A 23,419-nucleotide genomic window follows, 5' to 3' on the forward strand; every position below is an offset into this window, starting at 1 on the left:
CAGAGATTTTTTAAAAATAAAGTTTGATACATTTGTCTCATGCCGGAATTTTCTCACTTACATGTACACACGCAATATTCGCTGCTGGACGGGGCAGCCGGAATCAAAGGACTGTTTCAGAAAGCGCAAAAAGATAATATGCGCGCCGTGGCCATTACCGATCATGGCAATATGTTCGGCGTCTTCAATTTTGTAGCCCAGGCGGGGAAATTTAATGTGAAGCCCATTGTAGGCTGCGAGTTTTACGTGGTGGAAGACCGGCACCGGAAAAGCTTTACCAAGGAAAGCGGCGACAACCGTTGTCATCAGCTGCTGCTGGCCAAAAATGCGGAAGGATATAAGAATTTATCCAAGCTTTGCTCCCTGGGGTATATCGAAGGCATGTACAGCAAGTGGCCGCGGATTGATAAAGAACTGCTTTTACAATACCATAAAGGCTTAATTGCTACCACCTGCTGCATAGGAGCGGAAGTACCGCAAGCTATTCTTCATAAAGGGGAAGAAGCTGCGGAAACGCTTTTTAAATGGTGGCTTGACCTGTTCGGTGAAGATTATTACGTGGAACTGCAGCGCCATAAAATGGAGGAACAGGAGAAGGTGAACGCCGTCCTGCTGCGGTTTGCGAAAAAATATAATGTAAAGATCATTGCCTCTAACGATTCGCATTATATAGACCAGCAGGATGCGGATGCGCACGATATTTTACTGTGTGTCAACACCGGGGAGTTAAAAAGCACACCTATCGGGGACGGAAAAGGATTCCGCTTCGGTTTCCCGAATGACGAGTTTTACTTTAAGACGCAGGCGGAAATGAACCAATTGTTCAGCGACCTGCCGGAAGCCATTGACAACACCAACGAGATCGTGGACAAGGTAGACCTGCTGCAATTGAAGCGGGATATCCTGCTGCCCGATTTTCCCCTGCCTCCGGGGTTTGCGGATATTGACGAATACCTTCGGCATCTTACCTACGAAGGAGCCCGGAAGCGATACGGCGAGATCAGCACGGATGTGCGGGAACGGCTGGATTTTGAATTGTTTACGATCAAAAGCATGGGTTTTGCCGGCTACTTCCTGATCGTTTCCGACTTTATACGGGCAGGAAGGGACCTTGGTGTCATGGTGGGGCCTGGCCGTGGTTCCGCGGCAGGAAGCGCCGTAGCCTATTGTATTGGCATTACCAATATTGACCCGGTTAAATACAACCTGCTGTTTGAACGTTTCCTGAATCCCGAACGGATGAGTATGCCCGATATCGATACGGACTTTGACGATGAGGGACGCCAGAAAGTAATCGAATATGTCGTAGATAAATACGGCCGCAACCAGGTAGCGCAGATCATTACCTATGGTTCCATGGCCGCTAAAATGTCCATCAAGGACGTGGCGCGAACCCTGGAGCTGCCGCTGGCCGATTCCAATTACCTGACCAAGCTCGTGCCTGATAAACCGGGAACCAGCCTCCGGCATGTGTTCGATATGGATATCGACGTCCTGAAGCAAAAGGGGTATAACAGTGACGATATTGCCAATATTCAGAAGCTCAGGGGCATAATTGAAGGCAATGATCTTCAGGCGAAGATATTGAAAGAGGCAAGGCTGCTGGAAGGTTCCGTTCGAAACACGGGGATACATGCGGCAGGAGTGATCATCGCACCCAATGACATTACCGATTGTATTCCCACGACGACTTCCAAGGACTCCGACCTGCTGGTGACCCAGTTTGACGGGAAAGTGATCGAAGATGCGGGGTTGCTTAAAATGGACTTCCTCGGGCTGAAGACCCTGACCATTATCAAGGATGCGCTCCGGATGATCAAGGCCAATCACGGCCGGGACATTGATCCCGATGCCCTGCCCCTGGACGATGAGAAGACCTTTGAGCTTTTCCAGCGCGGGGAAACCAACGGCGTGTTCCAGTTTGAAAGTTCGGGTATGCAGAAATACCTCAAGGAGCTTCGTCCCGACAAGTTTGACGACCTGATCGCCATGAACGCCCTCTACCGGCCGGGTCCGCTCGAGTATATCCCGAAATTTATCAGGCGAAAACACGGTTTGGAAGAAGTCGTGTACGACCTGCCGGAGATGGAGGAGTACCTGGCCGATACCTACGGTATTACAGTATACCAGGAGCAGGTGATGCTGCTTTCCCAGAAGCTGGCAGGCTTTTCAAAAGGAGAAGCAGACACGCTGCGTAAGGCGATGGGAAAAAAGCTGAAGGATGTCCTTGATAAAATGAAGTCCAGGTTTACCGAAGGCTGCAAGGAGCGGGGCCATGACCCAAAGGTCTGCGACAAAATATGGACCGACTGGGAAGCCTTTGCTTCCTATGCTTTCAATAAATCGCATTCAACCTGTTACGCCTTCGTGGCCTATCAAACGGCCTACCTGAAGGCGCATTATCCATCGGAGTTCATGGCAGCCGTGCTGAATGCCCAGAATAATATAGAAGATATTTCCTTCTTTATGGATGAATGCCGCCGTTTGGGCATAGCCGTGCTGGGCCCTGACGTGAATGAAAGTAGTTTCAAATTCACGGTAAATAAAAAGGGTGAAGTCCGCTTTGGCCTTGGCGGTATCAAGGGGGTAGGAAGTAAAGCTGTTGAAAATATTATTGAAGAACGCTCGGAGGCCGGGCCTTACCAGACTATTTTTGAATTCGCGAGCCGCGTGAACCCGCGCATGGTCAACAAAAAGGCCTATGAGTGCCTCGTTTACAGCGGCGCTTTTGATTGCTTCAGCGAGTATCACCGCGCCCGGTATTTTGCCGTGGTGGCGGATAAGTTCAACGGCATCGAAAGGCTCATTAAATATTCGAACGATTACCAGAATAACCTTCTTTCCAACCAGCATTCGCTTTTCGGGGGAACCTCAGAAGCTGATATCGCTGAGCCGGCGCTTCCGGAGTGCGAGCCCTGGCCGCTTCTGGAAAAACTCCGGCTGGAAAAGGATGTGATTGGCATGTATCTTTCAGGGCATCCGCTGGACGATTTCCGGCTGGAACTGGAAAGCTTTTGCGGAATTACTATTGATAAATTATCGGACGAACACCTTCCGGCCCTGAAGGGCAAACAGTTTTCGTTCGCCGGGATCATTACCAATGTATATGTAGGGATGGACAAGCGGGGCCGCAATTTCGGGCGCTTCATGGTGGAAGATTATAAGAGTTCGATGAAGATGCTGCTATTCGCGGAAGATTACCTGAAATTCAAGCATTTCCTGGAGGAAGGAACTCCCGTATATATTACCGCCCGGGTAGATGAGCGGTTCAGGAACCCGGATCTGCTGGAGATCCGGGTGAACCAGATGCAGCTCCTTTCCGAAGTCAAAGACAAAATGACACGCAGTCTTACCCTTTCTGTCAGCCTGCAGGATGTGGCCGAACCCTTTATCAGCAGCCTGGAACTCCTGGTTAAGAATCATCCGGGAAAATGCAGCCTGAAGATCTGTATCAGTGATCCTTTAGAAAATATAGGAGTGGATATGCCTTCCAAAACATTAAAGGTAGCAATCAGCGAAGAGTTCCTTGCGGAACTGAACCAGATTGAAAAGATCAGCTACCGTTTAAATTAATCCGTTGTGGAACAAAATTTGATGATGGTTGTTATTTAGCGAGACTGGCAGGGATACTGCCGGAAACCGGGATCGTGAATCTCATTTTTAAAAAATAAAATAAAAATAAAATGGCTTTAGAGATTACTGACGCGAACTTTGATGAACTGGTTTTAAAGTCAGAAAAACCTGTACTGATCGATTTTTGGGCGGAATGGTGCGGACCGTGCCGCATGGTAGGACCGGTTGTGGAAGAGCTGTCCAAAGAGTATGAAGGGAAGGCAGTGGTTGGCAAAGTGAACGTGGACCATAACCCCGAGATATCCATGAAATTTGGCATCCGGAATATCCCTGCTTTACTTTTCTTCAAAGGAGGCGAAATCGTGGACAAACAGATCGGCGCCGTGCCCAAGTCAATTCTTGCCGGCAAGCTGGAAGCTCAGCTGGCCTAAGGTTTTTTCCCATAGAAAATGAAATCCCTGCCTCTGAAGGCGGGGATTTTTTTGTCGTGTGCCCGGCAGGGCACAGCCTCTCGGAGGTGAAAGTCCTCTACAGGCCCGGTAAGGGGAACTGTTAGCCGAGCGACAAGGGTGTCCATCGCGAGGTGGAATCTGAAGGAAGCCGAAGGCAAAGCGCTGGCCTGACGAACAGGAATCGCATATAAGGCATACATGCCGGACAAGGAGGCCATCATCTCTAAAGTCCTGTACTTATCCGGAAGGCATGGATGTAGATGCGGCAGGTATAAGCGTGAAGGAGCTGTGCATTACCCGGGGAGACCTGATCGGAAAGTTAGCGGAGGGGACGTGCGGTATCCCTGTAAGGAACAACCCGGATGAAGACATCCGGCTGAGCGATCAGGAGTCAGCAGAGGCCATAGTAGTTCTACTATCCGGAACGAAGGGCCGAACCAATGATTACGGGAAGGAGCTATCATGTTACAGAAGCAAGAAGCAGAAGCGAATGGTGGAAGCCATTTGGCCAGGGGTGAAGGACGACTACCGGAAGTGGTCGGGAAAGCACCTGGTGCGGATACTTCTATACCCGCGGTAGAAAATCCGACCCCAGTAAAGAAGTATCTGATAGAGGAAATTGTTAGTAAGGAGAACATGGAGCTTGCCTACCGAAAGGTAGTGGGCAACAAAGGCTCGGCGGGGATAGACGGGATGGAAGTCAGCCAGCTGCGGCCGTATCTCCAAACACACTGGCAACGAATCAAAGAAGAGTTGGAAGGGGGCATCTACTGCCCCCAGCCGGTAAAGAAGGTAACCATACCGAAGCCGGGAGGAGGCCAGCGAATGCTGGGTATCCCCACGGTCACCGACCGGCTGATCCAACAAGCTATCCAGCAAGTATTGAGTCCGATCTGGGAACCCACGTTCTCAGATCAGAGCTACGGTTTCCGTGCAGGGCGCAGGGCATCATCCGCAGTTGAACAAGCAAAGACTTATCAGGAGCAGGGCTACAAATACGTAGTGGATATGGACTTGTCAAACTTTTTTGACGAGGTCAACCACCGAAGACTGATGAGCCGGATTATGGAAAAGACCCGGGGAGAATGGCAGCTGCACCGCCTGATAGACCGTTGCCTGAAAGCAGGTATAATGGAGGGCGGGGTGCTGGAACCACGCAGTAAAGGCACTCCTCAAGGGTCACCGCTATCGCCGCTGTTGTCCAATATCGTATTAGACGAACTGGACAAAGAGTTGGAGAAGCGGGGCCATAAGTTTGTCCGATATGCTGATGACTGCAACGTGTACGTGAAAACCAGGCAATCCGGGGAACGGGTATATGCCTCATTAACACGCTTTTTGGAAGGGAAGATGCGGCTGAAAGTGAACAAGGAAAAGAGCAAGGCAGATCGTCTGGGAAAACGAAAATTCCTGGGCTTCAGCTTCTACTGGAAGAAAGGCGGGGTGGGGATCCGGGTATCCCCCGAGAGCCTGAGACGTCTCCGGCAGGAACTCAAGAGGCTATTCAGGCAAGGTAGAGGGAGAAACATAGGAAGGTTTATCACTGAACAGCTCAACCCTCATCTCAGGGGCTGGCTGAATTATTACCGTATAGCGGACATGAAAGGGATTGCGGAGGAGCTGGATGAATGGATCCGCAGGCGGTTACGACTGATCAAGTGGCGGCAATGGAAACGAAGGTGGACAAGACGCCTGCGTCTGATGGCCGCAGGGCTGTCGGAGGAGCGAGCTGTTCAGTCTTCGTTCAACGACCGCGGCCCATGGTGGAATTCCGGGGCCAGCCACATGAATCAAGCCTTTCCTAAGAAGTATTTCCGACACCTTGGCTTAGAAAGCCTGCTGGACAGATATTTGATTTACAAGAAAACAGTAGGTACTGGAACCGCCGGATACGGAACCGTACGTCCGGTGGTGTGAGAGGACGGCGAAATCTAACAATTTCGCCTCCTACTCAATTATAAATTGTCAGGGAGTTAAATGAAATACGTATTTTTGTGTATAAAACAACACGTGTCATGGATACGAAGCTTACACTTACTATAGAGCAAAGCTTGATAAAAAAGGCGAAACGATATGCTCAAACCAAAGGAAGAAGCCTTTCGGATTTGGTAGAGAGTTATTTTAAAATCCTCGCAGAGGAAAATAGCGGAGATGATGAAATAGAATTGACTCCGGCGGTTAAATCGTTACTGGGTTCGTTTAAAGCGCCTGACGATTTTGATTACAAAAAGATATTGCAGGAAGAGATCATAAAGAAATATGAATAAAGTTTTTATTGATACGGATGTAATCCTGGATTTTCTACTTAACAGAAAACCATTTTCCATGGATGCCGCAAGAATATTGTCGCTGTCAGAAAAAAAGGTAATTTGGGTGGGCACAACCGGTTTAGTATTCGCCAATGCTTATTATATTTTGAGAAAACTTTCCACGCATAAAAATGTAGTTGAAAAATTGACGAAGCTGTCGGATCTTATCAAGATCATTGATTTGCCAAAAGATGCAGTAATGTCTGCTCTCAAATCTGATTTTCGTGATTTCGAAGATGCTATTCAGAATTTTTCTGCAATTCACGCAGATGTAAAAGTACTGATAACCAGGAATAGTAAGGATTTTAAAACGAGCAGCCTGGCGGTTATGTCACCGGATATGTTTTTAAGCCTGGCAAAGTGATGCAGTCGCTGAATGATATAAACGATCTCCACAAGTTCCAGTCGCTTGACCTGATCGCCCGCCAGGTGGTGGAAGGTTTTATCACGGGGCTGCATAAAAGCCCTTTTCATGGGTTTTCGGTGGAATTTGCCGAACACCGCCTGTACAACACCGGGGAATCCGTGCGAAATATCGACTGGAAACTCTACGGCCGCACCGACAAACTTTTTTCAAAACGGTACGAAGAGGAAACCAATCTGCGCTGCCAGCTGATTATTGATTGCTCCGCCTCCATGTACTTTCCGGAGACAGCAAACAATAAGCTTGCATTTTCAGCGTATTCCGCGGCTGCACTGACACAGTTATTAAAGCGGCAGCGGGACGCTTTCGGCCTCAGCCTCTTTTCCGATCACATTTCCCTGCACACCGCTTCCCGTTCCACCGCTTCTCATCAAAAGCTACTGTATTTTGAGCTGGATAAGTTGCTGCAGGCGCAGCCGGAAAAGAAAGGGAGCGCTATCGCGGCTACCATTCATGAGATAGCCGAAAAACTCCATAAACGTTCGCTCGTTGTGATTTTTACCGACATGATGGATAGCTACAAAAAGGAGGACGAACTTTTCGCCGCGCTGCAGCACCTGAAGCATAACAAGCACGAAGTGGTACTCTTCCATGTCCGGGATGCCAAACACGAAATCGAGTTCAGCTATGAAAACCGTCCTTATATTTTCGTGGACGTGGAATCCGGCCATGAAGTAAAGGCCTTCCCCCACGAAGTAAAACAAACCTACCGGCTCGCCATGGAGCGTTTCCGCAAAGAAATGAAGTTACGCTGCGGCGCGTACGGCATTGACCTGGTGGAAGCCGATATAGATGCCGGATTTTACCCGGTCTTATATGCCTACCTGGTCAAACGAAACCGGATGAAAGGTTAGGGCCACCGGCGCTCGCCTGTTTTAAATACTTTCCAGAATAATCTTACAGGCTTTCCAGGATGACGGCGCAAGCTTCCCGGATTTGTTCTTCGGTAATTATCAGGGGCGGGGCCAGGCGCATCGAGCAGCTGTCGTGCAGGAACCAGTCGGTGATCACGCCTTTTTCTATGCAGCGGTCTATGATCGCTTTGTTTTGATCGAAGCTTTCAAATTCTATGGCCATGAGCAGACCGGCGCCGCGGAACTCCTTTATTTTCGGATGCTTCAGCAGGCTTTTGAACAAGCGGTGTTTTTCCGCTACACCGGCAACCAGGTTTTCTTCCAGCAAAACATTCAGCGCCGCAAGGCCCGCTGCGCAGCTAACCGGGTGGCCGCCGAAAGTGGTGATATGGCCCAGAACCGGGTTTTGACGAAGGCTTCGCATGATATCCGCCGATGCGATGAAAGCGCCAAGCGGCATGCCGCCCCCGAGCGCTTTGGCCAGCAGCAAAACATCAGGGATGACCCCGAATTGTTCAAAGGCGAAAAGCGTCCCGCTTCGGCCGAAGCCCGCCTGGATCTCGTCCAGGATAAGCAGCGCGCCGGTTTCATCGCAGCGGCGGCGAAGCGCTTGCATATAAGTTCTCTGAGGAATACGCACACCCGCTTCGCCCTGGATTGTTTCTACGATCACACAGGCCGTTTCCCCGGTGACAGCGGAAAGGTCCGCCTCCTGGTTAAACCCGATGAATCGTACTCCAGGCAGGAGGGGCCGGAAGGCGGATTTATATTCCTCGTTACCCATGACACTTAAAGCGCCCTGAGTGCTGCCGTGATAGGAATTTCTGCAGGCGATGATTTCCCTGCGCCCGGTAAAGCGTTTGGCCAGTTTCATCGCGCCTTCTGTGGCTTCGGCCCCGGAATTGGTAAAATACACCGTGCGAAGGGTTTCCGGCAGCTGCGCGGCCAGCTTTTCTGCAAACCGTACCTGGGGGCCTTGTACAAATTCGCCGTAAACCATCAGGTGCATGAACTTTGCGGCTTGCTGCTGCACGGCCTCTACAATCTTGGGGTGTGAATGGCCGGCATTTCCAACACCTATCCCGGAAATAAGATCGGTATATTTTTTTCCGGCTGCATCGTATAAGTAGATTCCTTCGGCCCTTTCAAACTCCAGCAGGAGCGGCGCGTCTGAGGTTTGGGCATTATATTGCAGGAAACGTTGTCTTAGCGGTTGCATCTTGCAAAGATAAAGTTCTTGTTATCTTTACAAGACATGAAACTATTCGTTCACGCCTTTCTGACGGAGGCAAATAAGAAATTCCTTCGGGAGAAGCTTCCCCGCGAAGCTACGGTCCTGTTCCTGGATGAAATTGCCGAATCCGCACGCCGGGCGGAATTCGCCGGCTGTACGTATGTATATGGGAATCCCCCGCCCGAATGGTTGAGGGAAGAAGCGCGGAATATTAAGTGGATTCAGCTATATTCCGCGGGCTTCAGCGAATACCAGCAGCTTGGAAAGCAAATCCCTGTTAGTAATATGCATGGATTTTTCGCGTCGCCATGTGCGGAAACAGTGGTAGGGGGAATCCTGGCGCTTTATCGTAAAATAGATGAGCTGACCTTGCTTAAAAGCAGGAAAGAATGGATCGGGATTGATATGCGCCCGGGAATGAAATTACTGTCGGGCAAACGGACGCTTTTGCTGGGGGCAGGGACGATCGCTGTACGCATCGAAGAATTATTAAAAGGCTTTTTTTGCGATGTGAAATATTACAGCCGCAAGTCGCCCAGGGCAATCGCTCATACGCGGGAAGAACTCTTCGAAGCAATACCTTCGGCGGACATTGTGATCAATACCCTTCCCGGTACGGCTGAAACCTATCAATTTGTTTCGGCCTCATTTCTTGAAGCCATGCACAAAGAGGCCATTTTTGTGAATATAGGCAGGGGAAGCACTGTAGATCAGGCTGCCCTCATACAGGTTTTGCTCGAAGAGCGGATCGGCGGGGCGGTGCTGGACGTATGCGAAGAAGAACCCTTGCCTCCGGACAGCCCCTTATGGACTTGCCCGAATACCATTCTCAGCCAGCATACCGGCGGTGGTTTTGACCGGGAGCAATCGGAAAAAGTCGGGATTTTTATCGGGAACCTGTACCGGGTATTGGAAGGCGGAACTCCTGATAACCTGGTGGATCTTGAAAGAGGATATTAATGCCGTTGTTTATTTTGTTCTACATATTTACAAAAAAATATATCAAATTTGATCGATAATTAGAACGCCGGCGCCCGGGACGTGTCAAACGCATTAATGCGGGGCGAAAAGAACAGGCACACTGCCCGGGAGGCCGCAAAATATTGCAGCTAAAGCAAAAATGGAATGTCGCAAGATGATTTAAGAAAAGACCTGGGCCGTATCACTACAAGTAGTATGGCGGACGTGATAGAACTAAGGATACGGGAATACTTAAAAAAGAAGTCGTTTAAACCGGGTGATGCCCTTCCGAGGGAAATCGAGCTTGCCGAAGCATTGGGTGTAAGCAGGAATGTAGTAAGAGAAGCCCTGAGCAGGCTAAGAATGCTGGGGATGATCGAAACCAAGCGCAGAAGGGGAATGGTCCTGGCCAATCCGGATATACTGGGAACACTTGAACGGGTAATGGACCCCCTGATAATGGACGAGGACACCTTGCAGGATATATTCGAACTGCGGCTTGTATTGGAAATGGGCCTGGCCGATATACTGTATATCCGCAAAACTGAAAAGCACATCAGGGAACTGGAAGAGATCGTTGAAAACGAAGTAGCCAGCACTGATCATACCTTCCGGATAAAAAACGAAATTGCCTTCCACGGAAAATTATACGAAATTACGGGAAATAAAACGCTTAAAAGGTTTCAGAGCCTGCTAATGCCGGTTTTTGGTTACCTGATGAGTACTAAAACAAATCATAAATCCGGGGCGGTAAGCCATAAGGACCTGGTGGCGATCCTGAAGAACGGGAGCAAGCTTGAGTTCCGGGAAGGAATGTATGAACATCTGTTGCCGCATTTTGACCGGTTGGAGAAATAGGCGCCGGCGGACCGGCAGCCTTCGGTAACACTAATTTCATTTTTTTCTAATGCATATTTGACATTCCGGAAATTTTTTCTGAGTTTTGATATGTACTACATGAGGTATTAACTAAATAAGTATAATAGATCAAAACCTAAACAATGAAAGGAACCATTATTCCAGCTGCCATTCTATTAATGGGAATTAGCGCCTGCACAGGGACGGCCGAAAAAAAGGAAACTACATCTTCATTCACGGTAGATTCTATTCCGCTTATAGACCTTTCGGAAGATACCGCCCGGCATGTGATCATTGCGCGCGGAACGGAGGATGTTTATCAGGGACATCCCACCACGGAACTGCTGCCGGACGGTAAAACCATGTACTGTGTGTGGAGTTATAATCATGGCGGCCCCCTGGGGCCCATGAAACGCAGCAGCGATGGCGGACTTACCTGGAGCCCGTTGCTGGAAGTGCCTGAAAACTGGGCTTCCACCCGGAATTGCCCTACTATTTATCGTCTCCCGGACCCGGAGGGCAACCACCGGCTTTTTGTTTTTGCCGGGGAAGGTCCTGACGGGGGCATGTACCAGGCATTTTCCGAAGATGAGGGCGCCACCTGGAGCCCCATGGTGAGCAATGGCCTCGGGCCTTCTGTAATGCCTTTTTGTACAATAGAGCCGATAAACGGCGGGAAACAGCTGCTGGCAATGACCAATATCCGCCGCCCCGGCGAAACCGAAGAAAAAAGGTCCAACATTGTCGTTCAGAGCATTTCCTCTGATGGGGGATTTAACTGGACGCCATTTGAAACCATCCTTGACTTGCCGGGACTTAAACCTTGTGAGCCGGAGATCGTTCGTTCTCCGGACGGAAAGCAGCTGCTTGCCCTGATCAGGGAGAATGTGGAACGGGTCGCCCTGTTTATTACCAGCGATGATGAGGGGAAAACCTGGTCGGAACCCAAACCACTCCCGGCAGGCCTTCACGGAGACCGGCACAAGGTGCAGTACGCGCATGACGGCCGGCTGATAATTGCGTTTCGCGATACGGAAAAGGGCAGTCCCACCCGCAATCATTTCGTGGCATGGGTAGGCGATTACGAAACCATCCTTAACCAGGGGAAAGGCCAGTACCGTATAAAGCTGCTGCATAGTTATAAAGGCGCTGACTGCGGTTATCCCGGTTTGGAACTGCTGCCGGACAGCACTTTTGTTGCCACTACCTACATAAAATACCGGCCAGGCCCGGAGAAAAACTCGGTAGTCAGCGTCCGGTTTAAGCTGACAGAGATGGACAAGCTAAAATAAACCTATTCAATAGTTATGAATACAAGAATTTTGTACGCCCCAAACCGGCTTAAGTATACGAATTTAGTGATCGCAACACTGCTAACATTATGTTGCCTGTCAATTTCATTCTCATCGCTAGGGCAGGAGGGCGGTTTTACCATATCGGGCACCGTTACTTCAGCTGAAACAGGCGAAACCCTGCCCGGCGTAAGTATTGTTTACAAGGGGTCTCCGGAAGGCGCCGGTACGGACGTGAACGGGCGATATTCATTAAAAGTACCCTCCGGCGAAGGTGTACTCGTCTTTTCCTACGTGGGGTTTCAGACAGCTGAGGTGGCCATTGGTAAACGCAGCGAGATAAATGTATCCCTGGAGGCAAGCGTTACCGCGCTGGATGAGATCGTGGTAGTTGGTTACGGTACGCAACAGCGTGAAGATCTGACGGGGGCTATTTCCTCCGTTTCTGCGGAAGACCTGCAAAACCAGCCGCTTGTCAGTGCAGACCAGCTGCTGCAGGGTAAGGCTGCCGGCGTGCAGATATCCAATTCATCGGGCGCCCCGGGCGGCAGGGTCAATATAAGGATACGGGGCGCCAGCTCCATCAACGCCGGAAACGAGCCTTTATTCGTCATCGACGGGATTCCTGTATACAATAGCAGCAAAGACCCGGGCGGTACTTCTTATGGTACTTTTACACCAACCAATGCCCTGGCGTCTATTAACCCGAATGATATCGCGTCGGTAGAGATCTTAAAAGATGCTTCAGCGACGGCCATTTACGGATCGAGAGGTTCCAACGGCGTAGTCATTATCACTACTAAAAGAGGAAAGGGAGATAAGGTAAAGGTGAATTATAGCGGGTACTACGGAACGCAAAAACTGGTAAGAAAGCTGGACCTGATGAACGGGAGTGAACACGCCGGGTTTTTGAATGATTGGGCAGCAGCCAACGAACTTACTCAGCCCTTTGCCGATCCGGCCGCCATCGGAGAAGGTACGGACTGGCAGGAAGAGATCTTTAATTCCGCCCCCATCCAGAATCACCAGGTATCCATTTCCAGCGGAAGGGGCAATACGAATTATTATATTTCAGGTAATTACTTTAACCAACAAGGGATTGCCTTGAATTCCGGTTTGGAGCGCTATGCCATCCGGGTGAATGTCGACAATAAAATAAATGATAAACTCACCTTCAGTCAATCCCTGACCTATAACCGGACCATCAACCGGTCGGTACCGGTCAACAGCGCCGGTTCCGATAATATACGTTCAGTGGCCGATAAGGTATATGCCACCTCCCCGACCATAGCCGTTTATGATGAGAACGGGGAGTACATAGAGGATTGGTACGGAGCGACCAAAGCCGAAAACCCTGTGGCTTCCCTGCTTACTATCCGGAACAAAGTTAACGGGGATAATTTACTTGGAAACCTATCTCTGGATTACGAAATAGCCGAAGGCTTGTCATTTAAAACCCTTCTGGGGGTAAACCTGCTGAACAGGTCGAATGAAGAATATTACCCCAGGGAAACTACTTATATCGGGGGCCTGCTGGGAGGGCTTGGAATGGTTTCCGACCGGCGCATTACCAATATCCTGAATGAGAATATTTTGCGCTATTCCAAAACCATTAATAATGTGCATGATCTCGAGGTGATGGGAGGATTTACCTGGCAGACGGAAAAAACGACCGGTGCTTCCACGCAGCCCTCCGGTTTTCCCGATGATCGCCTGGGTGTCAATTCCATAGGAAGTTCGACGGGAGTCCCTGAAATTGCCTCTTCAGTGAACGAATGGGCGCTGGCGTCCTGGCTGGGAAGGGTCAATTACCAGTATAACCGTAAATTCCTGCTTACCGCGACCTTCCGGGCGGACGGCTCCTCCAAGTTCGGAAGCGGCAATAAATGGGGTTATTTTCCGTCGGTTGCCCTGGGGTACCGCTTATCGGAAGAAAATTTTATGAAATCGCTGGAGATGGTTGACGATCTGAAGATCCGGGCCAGTTACGGCCTTACCGGGAATCAGGAGATAGGCAGCTACCAGTCGCTGGCCCGGTTAGTCACCAGTAACATTTATATCATCGATAATCAGCTGGTATCCGGAGCGAGCCAGGTAGGGCTCGCCAACAGGGAGCTGAAGTGGGAAAAGGCCATGCAATGGGATGTAGGGCTGGATCTTTCCTTATTTAAGAACAGGCTGCGGATGGTAGTAGATTACTATGAAAAAAATACGGAAGATCTTCTGTTTACTATCAACCTGCCGGCGTATTCCGGTTTCAGTTCCGCTTTATATAATACAGGGGAACTGGAAAACAAAGGAATAGAAATAAACCTGGAGGCCGATATTTTTACCCGGGAATTCGGCTGGAATGTGAGCGCCAATTATGCCAGGAACCGCACGGAAGTAACTTCCCTGGGCAAGTCCGCTTCCACCTCGCTTTTTATCGGATACCCTCCGGGAGTTATCCGGGGATATTTGTATGACGGTGTTTTCAATGACCAGTCTGAAATTGACGCACAAACTGCCCAGGAGGGAATAGCGCCCGGCGATGCAAAATACAGGGACGTAAACGGAGACGGGGAACTGGATGCCGATGACCGGGTAATACTGGGAAATCCCCTGCCGGACTATATTTTCGGTTTTCGCAATAATTTCAGCTATAAGGGGCTTACGCTGAGTGTATTTATCCAGGGAGAAATAGGGATGGACTCATTCAACGGCATATCAAGTTTTGACCCTTCCACGGGGAGCAGCAACAAGTCCAGGACCTTACTGAACAGGTGGACCCCGGATAATTCCGGCAGTGATATTCCACGGGCGGGTGTCAGCAACTGGCTTTCGAATTCCAGCTATATGCTCGAGGATCGTTCCTACATCAAGATCCGGAATATACAGCTGGGCTATGATATCCCGGCAAACATCGTTCCCTGGGCAGGCAGCGCCAATATTTACCTGTCCGGTCAGAACCTGGTGACTTTTACCGACTTCCCCGGTTATGATCCGGATGGCGGACGACATTATCCCACCGCCCGGACAATTATTCTGGGTGTGAACCTTGGTTTTTAATCTATTAATTTACAAGACCATGAAAGGAAAGAATAAAATAATTATCGGCTGCCTGCTTGCAGCGGTAAGCTTCGGAAATTATTCCTGCGAAGACTTTCTGGAAGAGAAGCCCCAAAGCTTTCTTTCCCCCGAAAACTACTACCAGGATGAGCGCGATCTGTTTGCCGCCCTTATAGGCGTGTATGAAAGCCTGGGAGATAACAGCCAGACGTTTTTGGCAAGGCGGCTGCATTACCTGACCTGGTTTACTTCCGGTGAAGCCCTTTCACCCAATCTGTCTAACCAGCAATTGCTGACCAATTACACGTATACCGCCGACCATTCAGATATTAACAGCGTATGGACCAGCATGTACGCCACCATTAATAAGGCAAATACGGTGATAGGCAGGGCCGCCGAAGTTCCCATGGACGAAAACCTGAAACAGCAATACGTAGCGGAAGCCAGGTTTTTACGCGCGCTTAGTTATTTCTACGGGGTCCGCCTGTGGGGCGCGCTTCCCCTGGTAACCGAAGAGGTGACCGCCATCGACGAGGTAAATGTGGCCCGCAGCCCAATATCGGATATTTATAACCTGATCATCGAAGACCTGGAATTTGCTTCCGGGCTTGTCCCGGCGACGAATCAGCAGGGCCGGGCAATTAAGGGCGCCGTAAAAGGGCTGCTCGCCAAAGTCTATTTAACCAGGGCCTCTTCCGAAGCCGCCGGAAGCAATGATTACCAGTTATGCGCGGATCTCTGCAAGGAAGTAATAGAGATGCCTGAACATCACCTGATGCCTGATTACCAGCAAGTGTTTGGTCCGTCGAATGAGTTTAATCCGGAGTCTTTATTCGAATGGCAGGGTGACCGGAACCTGGCGCCGGTAGGCGAACACAGTCCGCTCGGCGCCTTTACCATGCCAAGGGGGATCAAGATGTTTGAAGAACAGGGCCCCTCAGACGGGGGATCAATCGTAAGCACCGTTGAATATTTTAACCTTTACCAGGAGCAGGATTACCGCAGGGAATCCACTTTTGTTACCGAAGGAACTACTTTTGACGGAGAATACCTTACCTGGCAGCAATTTGTCAATCCTTATCCCGCCCCCTGCCTGAAATACGTAGACCGGACAGCCACTTCCCGCAACGGATTTGAATGGGGCGGTAATTTTATCGTCCTCCGCCTGGCGGATCTTTATTTAATGCGCGCCGAGGCCTTAAACGAAATTAATGGGCCTACTTCAGAAGCGTACGCGATGATCAATGCAATCAGGGAACGCACCAGGAATAGGGACGGGGATTCCACTTCCGCTTTCCCGGCGGATGTTTCCGGCTTGGACAAGGCGGCATTCAGAGATACTATACTGCGTGAAAGGGCCGTGGAATTGGGATTTGAAGGGCATCGCTGGTTCGACCTGGTCAGGACCGGGCGCCTGGTGGAAACAATAAAATCGATCGATTCCGATTACCCGGTTTCGGAAAAGCACCGGTTATTTCCGATTCCTCCCGATGAATTAATCCTAAACGAAAAATTAACTCAAAATACCGGATGGTAAGAATTTTATCGGTACCGTTTGTAGCCTGCATAATTGCCCTTACCTTTTTCTCCAATCATGTAAATGCACAGGAACAAGGTCCGGTAACGGAACACCCGGCAACGGTAACATGGAGTGAACTTCCGCCTATACCTTCCGTATCAGCCGCCGGTGAGAATACGGGGGAGGGTGAAGGAGAAGGATTGGCGGGTCATTTTGCCGGCGTACACAAGGACGTAATGCTGGTGGCGGGCGGCACCTTCTTTCCTGAAAAGGGCCGTCCCTGGAATGGGGCTTCGCGGGTTTGGAACGGTTCCATCCATGTGCTGGAACGAAAAAACAGCGGGGAATACCAATGGCTTGACACGGTTTTCAAATTACCATCCGCCAGGGCTTACGGGGCGTCAGTCAGCACGCCTGAGGGTGTGCTGTGCATTGGCGGAATGGATGCATCCGGCAATCTCGCGGACGTTTTTTTGCTGAGCTGGGATGAATCCGGCCGGACTGTTCAAACCACAGCGTTTCCGGACCTGCCTGCTCCAATGGCATTCATGGGGGCGGTGTTACTGGATGGCTACGTGTATATTGCCGGCGGAACAGCCGGGCAGGACAAAGGGCATACCACGAAATCCTTTTACCGGCTTAACCTTCAGGGCGGCAAGCAAAGCAGCGGCGATGACTGGCACTGGGAAAAACTGCCCTCCTGGAACGGGCCCGGCAGGATGATGCCGGTACTTGCGGAACAAAACAACGGAAAATATCATAGCTTATTCCTGTTTAGCGGAAGGAAGGGTGCGGCGGAAGGGGAAGAACTATTGTATGACGCCCATGTATTCGATGTGCATACCAAAGAGTGGAAGCAGCTTCAGGAAGTCCGCCTGGGTGACGGTTCGGTGCGTTGTTTAAGCGGCGCCTCATCCGTTTCGGTTGGGCTGAATCACATATTGGTGTTCAGCGGGGCAGACAGTGAAGACCACCGGGAGTTCCGGGCAGCTCAAAATCAATACAGGAATTTGAAAACGAGCGCCGCGCAGGATAGTATGCGCGGAGTGCTTAATGAAATAACGGATAAGCATTCGGGTTTTTCGAGCGAAGTGCTTGTTTACCATACCCTTACGGACACCTGGATAAAAGTTGGCGATTTCCCCCGTGCCGCCCCGGTCGCGACGCAAGCCTTCTGGTGGAAAGAAGAAATCATCATCCCCGGCGGGGAGATAGCGCCGGCCTTGCGTTCGCCGGCGGTATGGAAAGCCAGTCTGGGCGCCAAAGAATCATCCATATTGAACGCTTGGGATTATTTGCTGATTCTCCTTTACTTTATAACTGTCCTGTATATCGGATACCGGTACAAGAAGAATATAAAAACTACAGACGATTATTATAAAGCAGGCGGCCGCATCCCGGGATGGGCCTCCGGCATGGCCATGTTTGGCACCTTGCTGAGCGCCATCACCTTCCTTACCACGCCGGCAAAAACATTCAATGAAAGCTGGATTTATTTTTTGCCCACCATCAGCAGCTTGGTGGTTGCCCCGATCGTCGTGTTTTACATTATTCCTGCCTACTTTAAAATCACGGTGACAACTGCCTACGAATATCTTGAAAACCGGTTCAATGCGACAGCGCGGATATTGGGAAGTTTAAGCTTCCTGGCATTCCAGGTGGCGAAGTTCGGGGTAATGCTGCTGCTGCCTGCCCTGGCGATATCGGCGATAACCGGCATCGACGTGATGGTTTGTATTATAGTGATCGGCCTGTTTTCAACCATCTATGGAACGGTGGGTGGCATCGAGGCGGTAGTCTGGACGGAAGTGCTGCAAGTAGTTGTTTTCCTGCTGGCCGCCGCCCTGAGCATCCTCGTAGTTGCCATGAAACTGGATGGTGGAGTGAGCGAAATTATTGCCACAAACAGTGATTTTGGAAAGTTCGACTTTGTCAACTGGGATTTTAGCTTTGCCGAGATTACTATATTTGTTGCCATTTCATACTGGGTGGGCGGCGGCATGGTGCCGTACATTGCTGATCAAACCGTCATCCAAAAGTACCTGGTGACCAAGGACGCAAAAAGTGCCTCACGCGGGGTATGGGTGAACGGAATATTGATTGTGGTATCTTCGGTATTGTTCTTCGCGATCGGAAGCGCGCTTTTTGCCTATTATGCTGCCTATCCCGAAAAATTGAATCCCGCACTCCCGACACAAGAGTCTATCTATCCCTGGTTTATCGTCAATGAATTGCCTTCCGGAATCAGGGGAATTGTGGTGGCCGGAATATTTGCCGTGGCTATGTCCACCATCAGCAGTACAATGAATAGTATGTCGGCAACGGTGGTTACCGATTTCGTTCGTTTCAAGCCCACGGAGCATAAGAAGCTGCTGGTTATTGCAAAAGTTGTCTCCGCGCTGTTTGGGATTCTGGGCACCTTGCTCGCCGCTATCATGTTTATTTACGAGGTGGGTTCATTGTGGGATATGATCAGGCGCCTGACCGGGTTACTTACCGGGGGCCTGGCGGGACTATTTCTTTTGGGAATCTTCACAAAGAGGGCAAATCACATAGGGGCGCTCGCCGGCTTCACCGGCAGCGCAGTTATACAATACCTTGTAAGTATGCACACGCCCATGCATTTTATGACCTACAGTTTCACAGGCATGTTATCCTGCTTCGTTATCGGCTACCTGGCAAGTATAGTGGCTCCGGTTCAGGCTAAAAAAGTGGTTGAGAAAAGTAATGAATGAGATAAACAAGAAATTTATAGCAGAACCCGCTCGTCAGATAGAGGTAGTAAGGGAAGCGGATGTGGTTGTTTGCGGCGGCGGGCCTTCCGGGTTTATAGCGGCTATCGCGGCTGCCCGGAACGGGGCGAAGACATTGTTATTGGAACACTATGGATTTCTGGGGGGATGGCCACCGCGGGCCTGGTAGGCCCGATCAGCAAATTTAATTTCGGGGGAGATCGCATTGTTTCGGGCATTCCGGAAGAATTTATCGGCAGGATGGCTCATTTAAACGGCGCGATAATCGACCTCCAAAGCGGCAACGTGCCTTATGATCCTGAAATATATAAGTACATTGCCTTGAAAATGGTGGAAGAAGCCGGTGTGGACATCCTGCTCCATTCCCGTATAGTGGGATGCGTTCCTGATCCCTCCCGGGCCGGAACACTCAGCCATGTGCTGATCGAAAACAAGTCCGGAAGACAAGCCATCGCCGCAAAATATTTCCTAGATTGTACCGGCACAGGCGACCTGGTTTCGCGCAGCGGGCTGCCATGGGAAATGCGTAATAGAAATGACGGGGAGCTTCAACCCATGTCGCTTTATTTCCGGCTTGGCGGGGTGGATACAACAGCTTTTAACTTGCTGATGGCCCAGGACGGGGTGAAGTATGCAAACGTGGAGCTGAAAAATTTATTGTTGGAAGAAGTTGCTGCGGGAAGGCTTTCGAATTTTGGAGGGCCCTGGGCCCTGCACGGGAGCGCCCTGCGCGAAGGGCAGCTTTCCGTCAATGCGACCAGGTTCCGGGGCAATGCCGCTGATGGAGATGATATATCAACAGCCGAGCAAACCCTGAGAGAAGATGTGATGCGTATCGTGCGGGTTTTTACAGAAAAGGTACCCGCCATGCGGGATGCTTACCTTATCGATACCGCGACACAGGTTGGTATCCGCGAAACAAGAGGAATCAAAGGACTTTATACGATGACTCTTGAGGATATCATAAGGTCCGGGGGCTTTGATGACACGGTTGCATACGGAGGGCACCCGGTGGATATTCACCGGGCAGCTGACAGCAAACAGGACGTCAATTTCCTTCAGGAGCCTTACGCGATTCCTTACCGCTCACTCGTACCCCAGGGCGCTGCTAATCTGCTGGTAGCAGGAGGATGCCTTTCTGCCACACGTGAAGCATTTGCTTCAATACGGGTCCAGGCCCAGTGCATGGCATTGGGACAAGCGGCAGGAACCGCCATGGCGCTATGTACCCGCGGGAATATCAGTGTGTCGGAACTTGATGGAAAATCTTTGCGTGCAGCGTTAAAAGGACAAGGAGCCATAGTTTAATAAACAGTATGAAAGTAAGATTTTTTTGTTTGATAGTGCTTTTCCTGTCGTATAATAGCAGTGGTTTTTCGCAAGGATTAAAGCAACCGCAGAAAAAAAAACCGATGCAGGAGACGATGGTTTGGACCGGCAATGAGCGCGGCATGAAAAATCACCGCATCCTCGGGCTTACGCTGGGCATAAAGGGCACCATCCTCGCATTTACTGAAGCCAGGCTGGACGGAAGCGATGAAGGTCCGCATGACCTTGTATGTAAACGTTCAACAGACGGCGGAGCCACCTGGTCTTCAAATATTTATATTGAAAAAGGTGATGGCAGTTTTTGGAAGTCCCAGGGAGTTCCCGGGAAAAAAGAGGCCTGGGCAAATCCTGCCGCCCTGACAGATCGTAGCAACGGGAGAATATTTATCTTTTATGTATTGAACGAAGGGGAGCATAAGGGAGTTAATGCGCAGCGCATGACCCGTGTCTTTTACCGGTTCAGTGACGACGAAGGGTTAACCTGGAGCAAACGAACCGAAATAACTGCGGTGTTAAACGTAAATCCCAAAGGAAAACCGCACCTGGATATTAACGGGCAACCCATTAAGAATGAAGATGGTTTTGCAGCTGACTATTTGGGGCGGGCTTTTCATATGCCGGGGCCGGGGCATGGTACCCAACTGGAAAACGGCCGTTTGCTTGTCCCGTTCTGGCATAGAAGAGCCCTGGGCCGGACAAGGCCTGATGGTACTGTCCAGAAGATACCGGTTGATGACCGCCTTTACAGCTCTTCGGCAATTTATAGTGATGATCATGGAGTTACCTGGGAAAAGGGAACGGATACCGGCCTTGGGCACAGAACCACGGAAGCACGAATACTGGAACTGGAAGACGGGACCGTGATGATGAATGCCAGAATGCACAATAAGAGCAGGAGATGGGTGGCGTTAAGCGATGATCAGGGTCGTAGCTGGTATAAGGGATATGAAGAACATACGGTAATGCCCTATACCTCGGTTGACTGCGGACTCCTTAGGATCCGCCCGCCGCACCCGAAAAGCAAACAAGAGAACTGGCTCCTTCACTCACATCCAAATAAAGAGAAGGAGCGGGCAGGGCTGACGGTTAGCTTAAGCACTGACGGCGGCAAAACCTGGCCGGTAAGCAAATTAGTGTATGGGTACGGAGCGATGTATTCAGATCTTGTCCAGCTCAATGACGGGAGTATTGGCCTGATATACGAAAAAAAGAATAACCACCCCGGAAGTGACCTGCCGGGCGGAATTTCATTTGCGCGGTTCGAACTCGACTGGCTGACTGAAAGTATGGGAAAATGATATGAAAATTAAAACGATCAACGCATTGCTTCCCCTCTTATTGCTTGCCGCGATGGTTTCGATAGTTTCGGCAAGGCAAACTCCCCGGCATCCCGATAGCCTGCGGCCGCCGAATATCGTAATTATCTTCATGGACGACCTGGGCTACGGCGACCTGGCTTCTTATGGCGCAACGCAGTATCATACCCCAAACCTGGATCGCCTGGCCGGCGAAGGAATGCGCTTCACACACTTTTATGCCGCACAGGCAGTATGCAGCGCGTCAAGGGCGGCGCTGCTGACCGGCTGCTATTCCAACCGCGTGGGCATCTCCGGAGCCTTAGGGCCAACATCGGAAATCGGTCTGAATCCCGCTGAAACCACGATCGCCGAAGCACTTAAATCCAGGGGCTACCGCACCGCCGCAGTCGGAAAATGGCACGTCGGACATCATCTGCCCTTTCTGCCGCTTCAGCAGGGATTTGACGAATATCTTGGATTACCCTGGTCAAATGATATGACGCCGTTTTATTATGATGGAAAACGTACTTTCCCTGAAGGTCAGGAGCGGAGGAAAAACTATCCCGAACTTCCCCTTATTAAGGGAAACAAAAAAATACGGGAACTCACCACACTCAGTGACCAGGCAGAGCTGACCACGCTTTATACAGAGACGGCGGTAGATTTCATTGAACGTAACCGGGAACATCCGTTTTTCCTTTACCTGGCGCATTCTATGCCGCATGTGCCGCTGGCGGTTTCTTCCAAATTCAAAGGTAGAAGCGAACAGGGACTGTACGGCGATGTGCTGATGGAGATAGACTGGTCAGTGGGCGAAATCGTTAAAACGCTTGAAAAGCTGGAGTTGTCAAACGAAACATTGATCATATTCACCTCCGATAACGGCCCCTGGCTAAACTTTGGTGACCATGCAGGGTCCGCCGGCGGGCTCCGCGAGGGGAAGGGAACCAGTTTCGAAGGCGGGCAACGGGTTCCCTGTATTATGCGCTGGCCGGATGTGATCCCGGCAGCAACTGTATGCGAAAAGCTCGCATCCGCTATTGATATCCTGCCCACCGTCATTGACATCAGCGGAGCGGAGCAGCCTGAAAATAAAATCGACGGTGTAAATATACTTCCCCTGCTCCGGGGTGACCGGGAGGCGAATCCCAGGGATCATTTTTACTATTACTACGGGAAAAACAATCTGGAGGCGGTGAGGCGGGGGCAGTGGAAACTGGTGCTGCCGCATTCTTACCGTTCCTACGAAGGCGTTATTCCCGGCCGGAACGGGATGCCTGGCAAATATGCCCGGGGCAAGACCGAACTCAGGCTTTACGACCTGCGCCGGGATCCCGGTGAACGATACGACATGTCAGGAACCTATCCCGAAGTCGTGGATGAGCTGCTTGGCCTGGCCGCGCAGGCACGCGCCGACCTGGGGGATGATCTTACCGGTCATGCAGGAAGTAACAGGCGCCCTGCGGGGAAAGTAGCGCAAAATACCACGAAGCAAGAATAATAATTGATGAAACGA

Annotated in this window: 16 protein-coding genes and 1 pseudogene; 16 read left to right on the top strand and 1 reads right to left on the bottom strand. The window is 50.5% G+C overall.

Going from position 1 to position 23,419, the window contains the following annotated elements; genetic code table 11:
• The first annotated feature begins 39 nt into the window (after window positions 1–39).
• The 7 genes from dnaE (at window position 40) to FRZ59_RS08430 (ending at window position 7,612) form a co-directional block, all read left to right on the top strand.
• A complete protein-coding gene (gene dnaE / locus FRZ59_RS08400; RefSeq protein ID WP_132129467.1) occupies window positions 40–3,573 on the top strand; it encodes a DNA polymerase III subunit alpha in 3,534 nt (1,177 codons plus the stop codon).
• 110 nt (window positions 3,574–3,683) lie between these two features.
• The gene (gene trxA, locus FRZ59_RS08405; protein ID WP_132129468.1) at window positions 3,684–4,004 is read left to right on the top strand and encodes a thioredoxin; all 321 of its coding nucleotides are present in this window, start codon (window positions 3,684–3,686) and stop codon (window positions 4,002–4,004) included.
• 271 nt (window positions 4,005–4,275) lie between these two features.
• Entirely contained in the window at window positions 4,276–4,605 is a 330-nt protein-coding gene (locus tag FRZ59_RS08410) for a hypothetical protein (RefSeq protein ID WP_132130826.1), read from the top strand.
• Window positions 4,606–4,661: 56 nt separating this feature from the next.
• Window positions 4,662–5,942: a group II intron reverse transcriptase/maturase gene (gene ltrA / locus FRZ59_RS08415; protein ID WP_225975245.1), complete on the top strand. Its 1,281-nt coding sequence runs from the start codon at window positions 4,662–4,664 to the stop codon at window positions 5,940–5,942.
• Between the two features lie 98 nt (window positions 5,943–6,040).
• Complete coding sequence (locus FRZ59_RS08420) at window positions 6,041–6,292, top strand: DUF6364 family protein (protein WP_132130022.1); 252 nt, start codon at window positions 6,041–6,043, stop codon at window positions 6,290–6,292.
• Window positions 6,285–6,698 carry a type II toxin-antitoxin system VapC family toxin gene (locus FRZ59_RS08425; protein WP_132130021.1) on the top strand — a complete coding sequence of 138 codons (414 nt, stop codon included), beginning with the start codon at window positions 6,285–6,287 and terminating at the stop codon, window positions 6,696–6,698. Before FRZ59_RS08420 ends, FRZ59_RS08425 begins: the two co-directional genes overlap by 8 nt.
• Window positions 6,698–7,612 carry a DUF58 domain-containing protein gene (locus tag FRZ59_RS08430; protein ID WP_192901609.1) on the top strand — a complete coding sequence of 305 codons (915 nt, stop codon included), beginning with the start codon at window positions 6,698–6,700 and terminating at the stop codon, window positions 7,610–7,612. Before FRZ59_RS08425 ends, FRZ59_RS08430 begins: the two co-directional genes overlap by 1 nt.
• A gap of 43 nt (window positions 7,613–7,655) precedes the next feature.
• Here the strand turns inward: FRZ59_RS08430 and FRZ59_RS08435 are convergent, their stop codons facing one another.
• Window positions 7,656–8,831 carry an aspartate aminotransferase family protein gene (locus FRZ59_RS08435; protein ID WP_132130019.1) on the bottom strand — a complete coding sequence of 392 codons (1,176 nt, stop codon included), beginning with the start codon at window positions 8,829–8,831 and terminating at the stop codon, window positions 7,656–7,658.
• A gap of 36 nt (window positions 8,832–8,867) precedes the next feature.
• Between FRZ59_RS08435 and FRZ59_RS08440 the strand changes: the two genes are divergently transcribed.
• From FRZ59_RS08440 to FRZ59_RS08485, 9 genes and pseudogenes are all read left to right on the top strand, one after another.
• Window positions 8,868–9,806: a D-2-hydroxyacid dehydrogenase gene (locus FRZ59_RS08440; protein ID WP_132130018.1), complete on the top strand. Its 939-nt coding sequence runs from the start codon at window positions 8,868–8,870 to the stop codon at window positions 9,804–9,806.
• A 165-nt stretch (window positions 9,807–9,971) separates the two neighbouring features.
• A complete protein-coding gene (locus FRZ59_RS08445; RefSeq protein WP_132130017.1) occupies window positions 9,972–10,664 on the top strand; it encodes a FadR/GntR family transcriptional regulator in 693 nt (230 codons plus the stop codon).
• Between the two features lie 143 nt (window positions 10,665–10,807).
• On the top strand, window positions 10,808–11,956 hold the full coding sequence (locus FRZ59_RS08450; RefSeq protein WP_207910325.1) for a sialidase family protein: 1,149 nt from the start codon (window positions 10,808–10,810) through the stop codon (window positions 11,954–11,956).
• Window positions 11,957–11,971: 15 nt separating this feature from the next.
• Window positions 11,972–15,004, top strand: coding sequence for a SusC/RagA family TonB-linked outer membrane protein (locus FRZ59_RS08455; protein WP_132130016.1), 3,033 nt, complete (start codon window positions 11,972–11,974; stop codon window positions 15,002–15,004).
• Between the two features lie 19 nt (window positions 15,005–15,023).
• Complete coding sequence (locus tag FRZ59_RS08460; protein ID WP_132130015.1) at window positions 15,024–16,541, top strand: RagB/SusD family nutrient uptake outer membrane protein; 1,518 nt, start codon at window positions 15,024–15,026, stop codon at window positions 16,539–16,541.
• Window positions 16,535–19,258 carry a sodium:solute symporter family protein gene (locus tag FRZ59_RS08465; protein ID WP_132130014.1) on the top strand — a complete coding sequence of 908 codons (2,724 nt, stop codon included), beginning with the start codon at window positions 16,535–16,537 and terminating at the stop codon, window positions 19,256–19,258. The genes FRZ59_RS08460 and FRZ59_RS08465 overlap by 7 nt, the downstream gene beginning before the upstream one ends.
• Window positions 19,251–20,584: pseudogene (locus FRZ59_RS08475) on the top strand (FAD-dependent oxidoreductase). The gene FRZ59_RS08465 and the pseudogene FRZ59_RS08475 overlap by 8 nt, the downstream one beginning before the upstream one ends.
• 104 nt (window positions 20,585–20,688) lie before the next feature.
• Complete coding sequence (locus tag FRZ59_RS08480) at window positions 20,689–21,903, top strand: sialidase family protein (protein WP_158640568.1); 1,215 nt, start codon at window positions 20,689–20,691, stop codon at window positions 21,901–21,903.
• A 1-nt stretch (window position 21,904) separates the two neighbouring features.
• The gene (locus FRZ59_RS08485) at window positions 21,905–23,404 is read left to right on the top strand and encodes a sulfatase family protein (protein ID WP_207910324.1); all 1,500 of its coding nucleotides are present in this window, start codon (window positions 21,905–21,907) and stop codon (window positions 23,402–23,404) included.
• The last annotated feature ends 15 nt before the right edge of the window (window positions 23,405–23,419 follow it).

It is taken from the genome of Anseongella ginsenosidimutans (assembly GCF_008033235.1).
Taxonomy (GTDB): domain Bacteria; phylum Bacteroidota; class Bacteroidia; order Sphingobacteriales; family Sphingobacteriaceae; genus Anseongella; species Anseongella ginsenosidimutans.

Coding starts and splice junctions, on each gene's coding strand:
- dnaE (WP_132129467.1), top strand. CDS start 40: ATGCCGGAATTTTCTCACTTACATGTACACACGCAATATTCGCTGCTG.
- trxA (WP_132129468.1), top strand. CDS start 3,684: ATGGCTTTAGAGATTACTGACGCGAACTTTGATGAACTGGTTTTAAAG.
- FRZ59_RS08410 (WP_132130826.1), top strand. CDS start 4,276: ATGGATGTAGATGCGGCAGGTATAAGCGTGAAGGAGCTGTGCATTACC.
- ltrA (WP_225975245.1), top strand. CDS start 4,662: ATGGAGCTTGCCTACCGAAAGGTAGTGGGCAACAAAGGCTCGGCGGGG.
- FRZ59_RS08420 (WP_132130022.1), top strand. CDS start 6,041: ATGGATACGAAGCTTACACTTACTATAGAGCAAAGCTTGATAAAAAAG.
- FRZ59_RS08425 (WP_132130021.1), top strand. CDS start 6,285: ATGAATAAAGTTTTTATTGATACGGATGTAATCCTGGATTTTCTACTT.
- FRZ59_RS08430 (WP_192901609.1), top strand. CDS start 6,698: ATGCAGTCGCTGAATGATATAAACGATCTCCACAAGTTCCAGTCGCTT.
- FRZ59_RS08435 (WP_132130019.1), bottom strand. CDS start 8,831: ATGCAACCGCTAAGACAACGTTTCCTGCAATATAATGCCCAAACCTCA.
- FRZ59_RS08440 (WP_132130018.1), top strand. CDS start 8,868: ATGAAACTATTCGTTCACGCCTTTCTGACGGAGGCAAATAAGAAATTC.
- FRZ59_RS08445 (WP_132130017.1), top strand. CDS start 9,972: ATGTCGCAAGATGATTTAAGAAAAGACCTGGGCCGTATCACTACAAGT.
- FRZ59_RS08450 (WP_207910325.1), top strand. CDS start 10,808: ATGAAAGGAACCATTATTCCAGCTGCCATTCTATTAATGGGAATTAGC.
- FRZ59_RS08455 (WP_132130016.1), top strand. CDS start 11,972: ATGAATACAAGAATTTTGTACGCCCCAAACCGGCTTAAGTATACGAAT.
- FRZ59_RS08460 (WP_132130015.1), top strand. CDS start 15,024: ATGAAAGGAAAGAATAAAATAATTATCGGCTGCCTGCTTGCAGCGGTA.
- FRZ59_RS08465 (WP_132130014.1), top strand. CDS start 16,535: ATGGTAAGAATTTTATCGGTACCGTTTGTAGCCTGCATAATTGCCCTT.
- FRZ59_RS08480 (WP_158640568.1), top strand. CDS start 20,689: ATGCAGGAGACGATGGTTTGGACCGGCAATGAGCGCGGCATGAAAAAT.
- FRZ59_RS08485 (WP_207910324.1), top strand. CDS start 21,905: ATGAAAATTAAAACGATCAACGCATTGCTTCCCCTCTTATTGCTTGCC.